Annotated in this window: 6 protein-coding genes and 1 pseudogene; 5 read left to right on the forward strand and 2 right to left on the reverse strand. The window is 61.7% G+C overall.

Annotation, left to right across the window (positions count from 1 at the left end):
• From AC13D8_RS00110 to AC13D8_RS00130, 5 genes and pseudogenes are all read left to right on the forward strand, one after another.
• On the forward strand, window positions 1-2,608 hold a 2,608-nt coding region (locus AC13D8_RS00110), incomplete at its 5' end, for a strawberry notch C-terminal domain-containing protein (RefSeq protein WP_482967150.1).
• 121 nt (window positions 2,609-2,729) lie between these two features.
• Complete coding sequence (locus AC13D8_RS00115; protein ID WP_482967151.1) at window positions 2,730-3,116, forward strand: DUF6878 family protein; 387 nt, start codon at window positions 2,730-2,732, stop codon at window positions 3,114-3,116.
• Window position 3,117: 1 nt separating this feature from the next.
• Window positions 3,118-3,579 carry a DUF6915 family protein gene (locus tag AC13D8_RS00120; RefSeq protein WP_482967152.1) on the forward strand — a complete coding sequence of 154 codons (462 nt, stop codon included), beginning with the start codon at window positions 3,118-3,120 and terminating at the stop codon, window positions 3,577-3,579.
• Window positions 3,580-3,679: 100 nt separating this feature from the next.
• A pseudogene (locus tag AC13D8_RS00125) lies at window positions 3,680-3,982 on the forward strand (hypothetical protein).
• A 124-nt stretch (window positions 3,983-4,106) separates the two neighbouring features.
• The gene (locus AC13D8_RS00130) at window positions 4,107-4,835 is read left to right on the forward strand and encodes a DUF736 family protein (protein WP_482967153.1); all 729 of its coding nucleotides are present in this window, start codon (window positions 4,107-4,109) and stop codon (window positions 4,833-4,835) included.
• Window positions 4,836-5,001: 166 nt separating this feature from the next.
• Here AC13D8_RS00130 and AC13D8_RS00135 read toward each other — a convergent pair whose 3' ends face one another.
• Complete coding sequence (locus tag AC13D8_RS00135) at window positions 5,002-7,467, reverse strand: S8 family peptidase (protein WP_482967154.1); 2,466 nt, start codon at window positions 7,465-7,467, stop codon at window positions 5,002-5,004.
• Window positions 7,373-8,455, reverse strand: coding sequence for an AAA family ATPase (locus AC13D8_RS00140; RefSeq protein WP_482967155.1), 1,083 nt, complete (start codon window positions 8,453-8,455; stop codon window positions 7,373-7,375). Before AC13D8_RS00140 ends, AC13D8_RS00135 begins: the two co-directional genes overlap by 95 nt.
• Window positions 8,456-9,156: the final 701 nt, after the last annotated feature.

Raw genomic sequence — 9,156 nt, forward strand, 5'->3', positions numbered from 1 at the left:
CTTCGTCACCTACGCCACGCTGCGGTCCGCGGGCAAATGCGGCACCACGCGACTGAGCCAGATCCTCGACTGGATGGGCGAAGACTTTGAAGGCGTACTGGCCTTTGATGAGGCCCATGCCATGCAGAACGCGGCCGGGTCCGAGCAGGGCAGGGGGGTCAAACCCTCCCAGCAGGGCCTTGCTGGCCTGCGGCTGCAACTTGCCGCCCCGCGCGCTCGCGTCTACTACATCTCGGCCACGGGTGCCACGAGCGTGCACAACCTGGCCTATGCCGCGCGTCTCGGTCTCTGGGGACAAGGTCCCGAATACCCCTTCCCGAGCCGCGAGAGCTTCGTTTCTGCGATGGAAGCCGGCGGTGTCGCTGCCATGGAGGTGGTCGCGCGCGATCTCAAGACGCTCGGGCTCTACACGGCCCGCGCCCTCAGCTTCGACGGCGTGGAGTATGACGTGCTCGAACACGCGCTCACCCCGGCCCAGATCGAGATCTACGACGCCTATGCGGGTGCGTTTCGGACGATCCACCACAATCTCGAGGCCGCGCTGACAGCGACCGGCGTCAACGACGCCTCGGGAGAGACTAATGCCTCGGCTGCTCGCGCCTCGGCCAAGTCCCGCTTCGAGAGCACGAAGCAGCGCTTCTTCAATCATCTGCTGATGGGCATGAAGGCCCCGACCATCATCCGCGCCATCGCGGACGATCTGGCGGCGGGCAAGGCTTGCGTCATTCAGGTGGTTTCGACAGGGGAGAGCCTGCTGAAACGTCGGCTTGTGACGATGGACTCGGAGGACGAGCTGGTCGAGGGTGCGCTGACGCCGCGCGACTACGTCCTAGGATACCTCGAACAGGCCTTCCCGACCCATGCGCAAAAGCTCGTTGAGATCGACGGCAATATGGTGGCCGAGCCGCTCCGTGATGAGACCGGCGCGCTGGTCGTCTCGCGCGAGGCGCTCGCCCTGCGCGATGCCGCCATGGTGGAGTTGATGACGCTGGCGCCGATTCCCTCGGCGCTCGACCAGATCCTCTGGGCCTTTGGCGATGAAGCCGTGGCCGAGGTTACCGGTCGATCGATCCGGCCCCTCAAGGCCGAGGACGGCCATCTCTTCATCGAGAAGCGCGCCGCCAGTAGCAATTCGTCGGAGACCCAAGCCTTCATGGACGGCGAGAAGGATATCCTGATCTTTTCCGATGCGGGCGGGACGGGCCGATCCTATCATGCGGCGCAAACGGCGAAGAACCAGAAACGGCGGCGGCACTACCTGTTGGAGCCCGGCTGGCGCGCCGATGCGGCCATCCAGGGGCTGGGCCGCACGCATCGCTCGGCCCAGGTCAGCGCGCCCTTCTTTCGGGTCTGCACCTCGGATGTGCATGGCGAGAAGCGCTTCACCTCGACAATCGCCAAACGGCTCGATCAGCTGGGGGCCTTGACCAAGGGTCAGCGCGAAACCGGCTCGCAGGGCATGTTCCGCGAGGAGGACAATCTCGAAAGCCCCATCGCGCGGGCGGCACTGCGTGGGTATTTCGCCGATCTTGCCGCCGGGCGCGCAGAGGCGATGAGCTATGAGAGTTTCACCGACTGGACAGCTTTGCGGCTCATTGACAAGGACGGGGTGCTCCTTGAGGAGCTGCCGCCGATCCAGCGGTTTCTCAACCGGGTGCTTGCGCTGCCCATCCACATGCAGAACGCGCTCTTTGCCGAGTTCATGCGCCGGATCGCCGATCAGACGGAACGGGCGCGCGCGGCGGGCACGCTCGATCTCGGCGTCGAAACCCTGCGCGGCGAAAAGATCGAACAGGTCTCCACCGAGGATCTCTGGACCTGCCCGAAATCCGGCGCCGTGACGCGGATCATCGGGCTCAAGGTGACGGACCCGGTCCATGTCCTGGGTGCCGAAGAGGCCATATCTCGCAATCCGGACAAGCTGCCGATGGTCAATCGCGCCTCCGGTCGCGCGGCGCTCATCTCGGCGCGGCCCATGCAGATGTATGACGAGGACATTGTCACGCTGATGCGCAAGGCGGTGCGGCCAAACGGGTCGAGCTATCTCGAAGAGGCACGGTTTGAGTCCTCGGCTTGGGAAGAGATCGACAGGCCCGAGTTCGCACGTCTTTGGGATGCAGAGGCTGCGTCCCTGCCAAAAACCACCACGACCAAGCTCTACCTGCTGACCGGGCTGCTGCTGCCGATCTGGAAGGACATTCCGACCACCAATGAGCGCATCTACCGGGTCACGCCCGATGGGGCGACCGCCATGATCGGGCGCACGCTGAGCGAGGAAGGAGCGGCCGCGCTGCGCGCCCGCTTCCTCGTCTCCAACCCGCAAACACCGCAGGAGATGCTGACCGCCGCCCTCGGCACCACCGTACCTGTCGATCTGGGCCGGGGTCTCACCTTGACCCGTCGCCGTGTCGCAGGCGAGATGCGCCTCGAGCTGGGCGGCGCGGATCGGGGCATGATCGACGGCCTCAAGGCCCTCGGCTGCTTTACCGAGATCATCGCCTTCCAGCTGCGGGTGTTCCTGCCGCATGGGGACGGGATCGACACGGAAAGCATTCTGGCCCGGATCGTGGGGCAGGAAGCCGCCAGAGCGGCAGAACAAGCCGCCTGAAAAGTTAAAGCGGGCTTTATGCCGGGCGTCGCGGATCTGGATTTCACCGGTCTGCGCTTTCCGGCCGCGCGCTGACCAATGCCACGCCCGGCCCCCCAACTTCAGACAAGAGGACGGACCCATGACCAATCCCCAGATCGATTACGCCGCGATTGCGGCTCAGTGGCGCGCGGAGCGCGAAACCACCCTGAAGGCGACCCGAGCCGAGCTGATCGCGCAATTGTGCGCACTTGGCATCAGCGAGGTCACCGCTGAATACGAAGGCTATGGCGACTCCGGCAACGTCGAGGATGTGACGGTGCAGCCTGCGGAGGTCAAACTGCCGGAAGCGCTTGTCACCGCAGTGGGCGATTTCGCCTGGTCGCTCGCCTATCACCATCACCCGGGGTTCGAGAACAACGAGGGCGGCTATGGCACGCTGACCTGGAACATCGCAGCCGACAGCATTACGCTCGATCATGCGGATCGCTATGTCAAATGCTCGCACAGCTATGACGAGGATCTTTGAGATGGCCCATCCGCTTCATCATGCTGAAAGCTCTGCCCGGAAATTCGGCGGGGTGCCGTCTGACTATCAGGCTGTGCACGATTGGTTTGACGCCTCGAAAGAGCACCTCGCGCTCTTCACGCACAGAGCCTTGCGCCATCATGCCCTTGGCCTGTTTGAGGCCGAACGTGTCTTCGGCCTGACCCTGACCAATAGCGCTGGTCGAGAAATCCCCGTGCGCTGGATCGGCGAGCAGCATATCCGAGAAGACTGCCAGGGCCGCATTCCGAGCATGGCGGACTGGCTGCGACGGATACAGCCCGAGCCATGGATGGCCAATGGTCATATCGACGGCAATGTCGACATCAACCCCTGCGACGACCCAAGGGTTGCCTGGGCCTCCGAAGTCGCCGCCGGACGAACGGTTCTTGGCCTGAAAGATTGGATGGCGGCGCGCGCGACGCAAGCCACGCAAAGCGCCTGACGGCTCTCGGCCGTTTGCCAAACGAATGCTGCATGGAATCCCGGTCGGAAGATCGGGCTTCTTGCGTCGTTTCCCCACCATTCTTCTTGAGGAGGATCACTTGACACTCGATGAAATCAAGGCGGCCGTCGATGCCGGCCAGACCGTGCACTGGGCCAATACCGGCTACGTTGTCCACAAGGACCGGCTCGGTCAGTACCTCATCACCTATCAGCCGAACGGCAGCTGCATCGGCCTGACCGACCGGGAAGGGAAACGGTTGAACGGCAAAGAGGCGGAGTTCTTCATCGCGCGATCGGAGGACGGCGCGGAATATCCGGGCGGCCAATCAAGATGACAGCGGCAGGGGAGGGGCGTAGCACCCGGAGGCGCGGTGGCATTCTCACTCGGACGGCGGCTCTGAGCCTAGGGCGGGGCTGAAAGGAAAGCAGGCTTTCTGATTTGTGATCCCTCAAGGGGTCGAGAAAGCAATCCCGGATGTGCTGGCAAGGACGTCAGGCACCGGCCAACCGAAAAGGAACCATCCCATGTTCGCAGGAACCCTTACCCGCAACGCCGAAACCGCAGTCGCTGAGTACACCGGCATGATCCACGGGGCGCGCTTTGACATCGCCATCCAGCTCGAGACCCGTCCGAAAATGTCCGAACGCAGCCCGGATTACGACGTGACGGCAGTCAACAAATCAGGCCGCAAGGTGCGCATCGGAACGGCGTGGAACGAGACCGGCAACACCAGCGGCAACCCCTACATCTCGATGCAGATCGATGTCGGCCTCGGCCCGTTCCGGGTCAACGCGGTGCAGACGAAAGAGGCGCGCGCTACCCAAAGCGGCGAATTCGAGATCATCCCGCTGGTCTCGAACGGCCTGATGAAATCCGGCTCGATCTCGGGCGAGCTCACCGCCATGGACGCCGACAACGCCTTCACCGGCTACATCGCCAACATGATGTTCGATCTGGAGTTCATGCTGATCGAGAACAGCTACAAGACCGAGGAAACCCACCCCGATTACCGGATCGAGGTCAGCTCGCCCCGTGGCATGCCGATCCGCGTCGGCTCGGCCTGGATGGCGAAGAGCAGCCGCACGGGCAATGACTACCTGTCGCTGTTGATCAATACGCCCGATGGGGACCTGCGCGTCAACGCCGTGCAGAACGAAGAGCAGCGCGGCGGGCAGACCTTCTCGATCATCCCGTTCATCGACAGCGGTGAGCAGCCGCAGGACGCAGGCGCGGGGCTGTCGCTGGTCGCGTGATCAGATCGTGAGAGGAAACGATCCGCACCGAAAGGGGAACCGTGGGATCACGGTTCCCCTTTTGCTGTGTTTGTTTCAATAGAGCGATCGAACTGCCATTTCATGTGGCGGTCCGATGTAGATGCGATGCCTAGATTGGGAGCGTTGCGCGGGGTCTCCAATACAGTCAGACTTGTACAACCGCTTGAGCGGCAATCAAGGCGTCAACAGCAACTTGAACCTCGGCATAGAGCTCGGTGTCCGACTCTTCCGCATCGATTTCCACAATCAATGCATAGCGCACAGAAGGCAAACCTTCAGCGAGAAGCTTTTTCGATTTCCACCATCCGGTGACTGGGTGAACGGCCAACAAGTTCCGCCTTGCTAGATCTGACGCCTTGCATGTCAGTTGATCGATATGCAGCGATCCGACATGACGCCGATTGCTACCGTAGTCCCAAAGATCATCTTCGTCGCTAGCGGGACCATCAGGCTGTTCGGCCGCCTTGCTGATCCGAGCCAGGAACTGGGCTTCGCTCTCGCCAGAGCGATTGAGTTGGAAACGTAGATTGTGGGACGCGTAGCGATATCGAACGCCGCGCGAGGCTTCGGACGGGTTCGGAGCGATAAAGCTGCTGAGTGCCACCCGCAAGGTCACATCGGCATTGCCGAGCGCGCGCAAAGCCTCAACGGGCCAGGGAAGGGCGAACAGCTTCATCTCGTTGTGGACATCACCGCCGGTCTTTTCAGAAATCCCGTAAGGCGTAATCGTATCTTCCACGATGAGGGTCAGCGCGTTCGACGCGCTGCGGCGGGCACGGGCCATGTCCGGCACACCATATCCATAGCGCTGAAAAAGTGGCGTGTAATGACCCTTGTTCGGCTGGGCCGGCAGATGTGCACGCATCTGCTGCGTCCACCGCGCTGAAGACACATAGAGACCACGGACTGTCTCGGGCCAAAGCGTCGGATAGTCAGACCAGAGTTCCGTTACATCCTTCGCTGCAAGCGCTGTCGCAGCGCTAGTGTCGAAGGTGAATGTGAAGGATCGGACCGGATAACTGTGGTGCGTCGAAAGGAGTGATAACCATCCGTGCCGCATTGGCGGAGGCATGGCACTTAGCGCCCAGTTTCCACCCTCAAGGACGACGTCCGGCTTGTTCGGCCAATGGGACGACCACGATGCAGTTCTCGAAGCTGGCGACAAGTCGCCGAATGGTGCAAGCGCTTGGGCCGGCTCTCCGTCTGGCAGTACCGTTTTCTCTGTAAAAGCTCCGACAGACAAAACATTCCACGCCTGGGCCGGCGATTCGATTTCGTTGTCCTCGTGATCGCATCGGTCGAGGTAGTTTCCGGCACCAAAGGTGAAGTTGTCGGTATTCCCTGCCGAAACAAGTACCAAGCGCTGTTGTTTGATGTCACCTGATACACCGGCGGCAAGCTGATCGACTTCCGTTGACCAGGAGGTGGGAGCTCCGTCGTGCGGCGTATCCTCACCTGTCGTCGTCGTCATGGCAAATGTACGGCGTCGGTGGCCAACCTGTTCTACTGTATTGATCGCCTGCTTGGTCACCGCGCCAAGGAGATGATGCGGGTTCATCCCTGCATCAGGCAGCAGCTTCACGGATTCCAGACGGTTCACGACCGTAACCGGGTTTGCCTGGTGCAGTTTCGGCGTCAGATCGCCAAAGAGCGCCAGTCCTCCCATCTCCGTGCCATGGCCCTTCACATCCTCCAGTCCCCAGGCCGGGTTGGCGGCATGTCGGTCATCCACGCTGAGCGCTGGCTGAATGAGAGGATGCGCGCGACTGACACCGGTATCTAATAGCGTAACGTAGCCAGGATCGGGATTGTCAGTGTAGGTCGTACGGCCCGCGAGCTCGTCGATCCACTGCGCCTGTTCGGCCACCGGCAAGCCGTCGAAGAAATCCGCTGTGATGGTCGGAGCGGCAAGTGCGCGTACGCCACCCAGTCGCCGGACGGCTTGGGCAAGCTGATTGCGATCGGCTTGCACGACCAGGATGGTATCTTCGGGAAACTCCAACCGATCCGCACCCACAGCCACGCCATAGTTGGGCGCCGCAGCCACGAAGGCTTCAGTCATCTCCGGCTCGAGCCAAATTTCCCAGACAGTCGCAAGATCCGCCGCTGGAAATTTGTCTGGCGGGCTACGCCAGAGGGCACGAAGGCCAGCTTCGGTAATTGCCGCCACGCTCTGGACTAGGTCCGCGTTTCTTGGGCGACCGGGAACGATCTCACCATCCTTCTCTCGATCAGGTGTATCCTCCGTTCGGAACTGCTCAACTTTCTTGCGCAGCTTTTCGATACCTTTGGCAGTCGCAAAGACCGTTGCCCGCTCTTGAGCAACACCCGGATCAGGCGTCTCGGCGACGCGAAGGAGCGTCAGGCCACTGGCGTCTAGGCTGTCCCTTTTCAGGCGCTCGTCGACACGGGAGCTGACTTCCAGATAAACGCCGGGAAGGTCAGTGGCCGGAATATCCGGCAGCGTATCAATAGCCTGAAGCAGCGCTTGAGCGTGCGCGGCGCGATTGGGGACATCACTTGGTCTTTTGGACCCGCCCCCGCCCTTTGCTTGGAATGGGCGAGGTTGTCCGAGATTGCGAAGGTGGAAGTGTCGAAGATCTCGTGCCATTGTCATCGGTCCTTAATTCTTGGAGCGACCGTCGGCGTTCGAGGGCATCAAGCAAATCCTGTGTCGCAATCTTGTCGGTATCTTTCAGCACAGCACGTCGGGCGGCATCTTCCGCCGCCGCCACGACATCGGCCGTCGAGAGGCCTTCGGCGACATCCGTCACCCGCTTCCATCCCATGCGAGCGAGCGAGAAACCGATCAGACGGCGTTCGAGCGCCTGCCGGATCGCAGGGCCGTCGGGCATCACATATGGCAACACGAGATCGAAGCGGCGCAGTACAGCTCGGTCGAGAATTCCTGGTAGGTTCGTAGTGGCGATGACGATCGAAGGCCCTGTGTCCTCATCGAGGAATTGCAAGAATGAGTTCAGGACCCGCCGGGCTTCGCCGACATCATTCTCGCCACCCCGGGCTGCCGCTAGAGCGTCAATCTCATCAAAAAGATAAACACCGCGAGTGGTCTTGATCGCATCGAAGACCATTTTCAGCTTCTGTGCTGTTTCACCCATGAACTTCGTGATCAGCCCGTGGAGCATGACCGAAAAGAGGGGGTATTGTAGCTCCCCGGCAAGCGCTGATGCACTCAAGGTCTTGCCGGTCCCGGGAGGGCCGGAGAGAAGAACGCGCCGCCGTGGCTTTAGCCCCTTTTCTTCGAGCTTCTCGCGCATGCGTGTCTCGACAACGAGATGGGCAAGTTCGCTCTCGATCCTGTCCGGCAAGATTACATCGACGAGCCGCTCGGTCGGATAGCTCGCGGCAAGAAACTCCGCTAGATCCCCGCGAGGCGTCGCCATTGGGGTGACGGCAGGAGTACGCTTCGCCGACGGTTTTTGTCCCGCTTCGGCCCATTGCCGCAACTGTTCGGCCAGCCGGGTATGCCCCTTCTGTTCTTCGGCTGCAGAGAGTTGCATCGCCAGATCGTAAAAACGATCAGCATCCCCTTCTGCGTGGCTCTTAACGAGACCGATGAGTTGTTGGGCGGAAGCCAAGGTCGAACTGCTCTTTCTGAATGATCAATTTCAGCGTTGATAGGGTCTTTTCTACATCCGAACCCTTTAACAGACCAGACAATTTGCGCGGTTTGCACGCGGAGTGTGTCGGTTTTGTGCACTCGACCACCGACCTGAGCCTTTGCCTTCCAGCCTCCCCAGCTCGGCTTCGCGTGTCGCAGGGGAGAACGGCCCTTCGGTCCGTCGCGCATTCGGCCATGCGGCCTCACCGCGGCGTTGCACCCAGGCCCCCGGTTTGCCCGCCTCGCGAGCACGTCCCTCCCCGGCCGCTCCGCCGGATTGCGCTCTGGTCTGTTTTGGCCCGAGGCCAAAACCATCCCGCCACTCCATCCGTCTCCCGCGTCCGGTCGGTCCGTTTGCCTGCTCGGGTCGGGCAAACCTACCGTCAAAACACACACACATGAGTGCGGAAGCATATCCTCCGGATGGCCCCCAAATCAGCCCGCGCCAAGGATCGCAAAACTTTTCGGCGAGGGCGGGACCTCTGGCGCGGGGCAGTCCCGTACGTGAGGGCGCGCATGCGTCGGGTGCCGCGCTCGGAAAACTTTTGCGCCCGGCAAGCCGGCGGCTGCGCCGTCCCTGACCCGGGCAGATTCGGAAACCAGGCATTCGGCCATGCCCCCACACTCACGTGGTGGCCTTGGAACCGAACACTGGAGACCAGACATGGCTTACGACAA

This window comes from Roseovarius sp. B-10, assembly GCF_056859295.1.

Coding starts and splice junctions, on each gene's coding strand:
- AC13D8_RS00120 (WP_482967152.1), top strand. CDS start 3,118: ATGGCCCATCCGCTTCATCATGCTGAAAGCTCTGCCCGGAAATTCGGC.
- AC13D8_RS00135 (WP_482967154.1), bottom strand. CDS start 7,467: ATGGCACGAGATCTTCGACACTTCCACCTTCGCAATCTCGGACAACCT.
- AC13D8_RS00130 (WP_482967153.1), top strand. CDS start 4,107: ATGTTCGCAGGAACCCTTACCCGCAACGCCGAAACCGCAGTCGCTGAG.
- AC13D8_RS00115 (WP_482967151.1), top strand. CDS start 2,730: ATGACCAATCCCCAGATCGATTACGCCGCGATTGCGGCTCAGTGGCGC.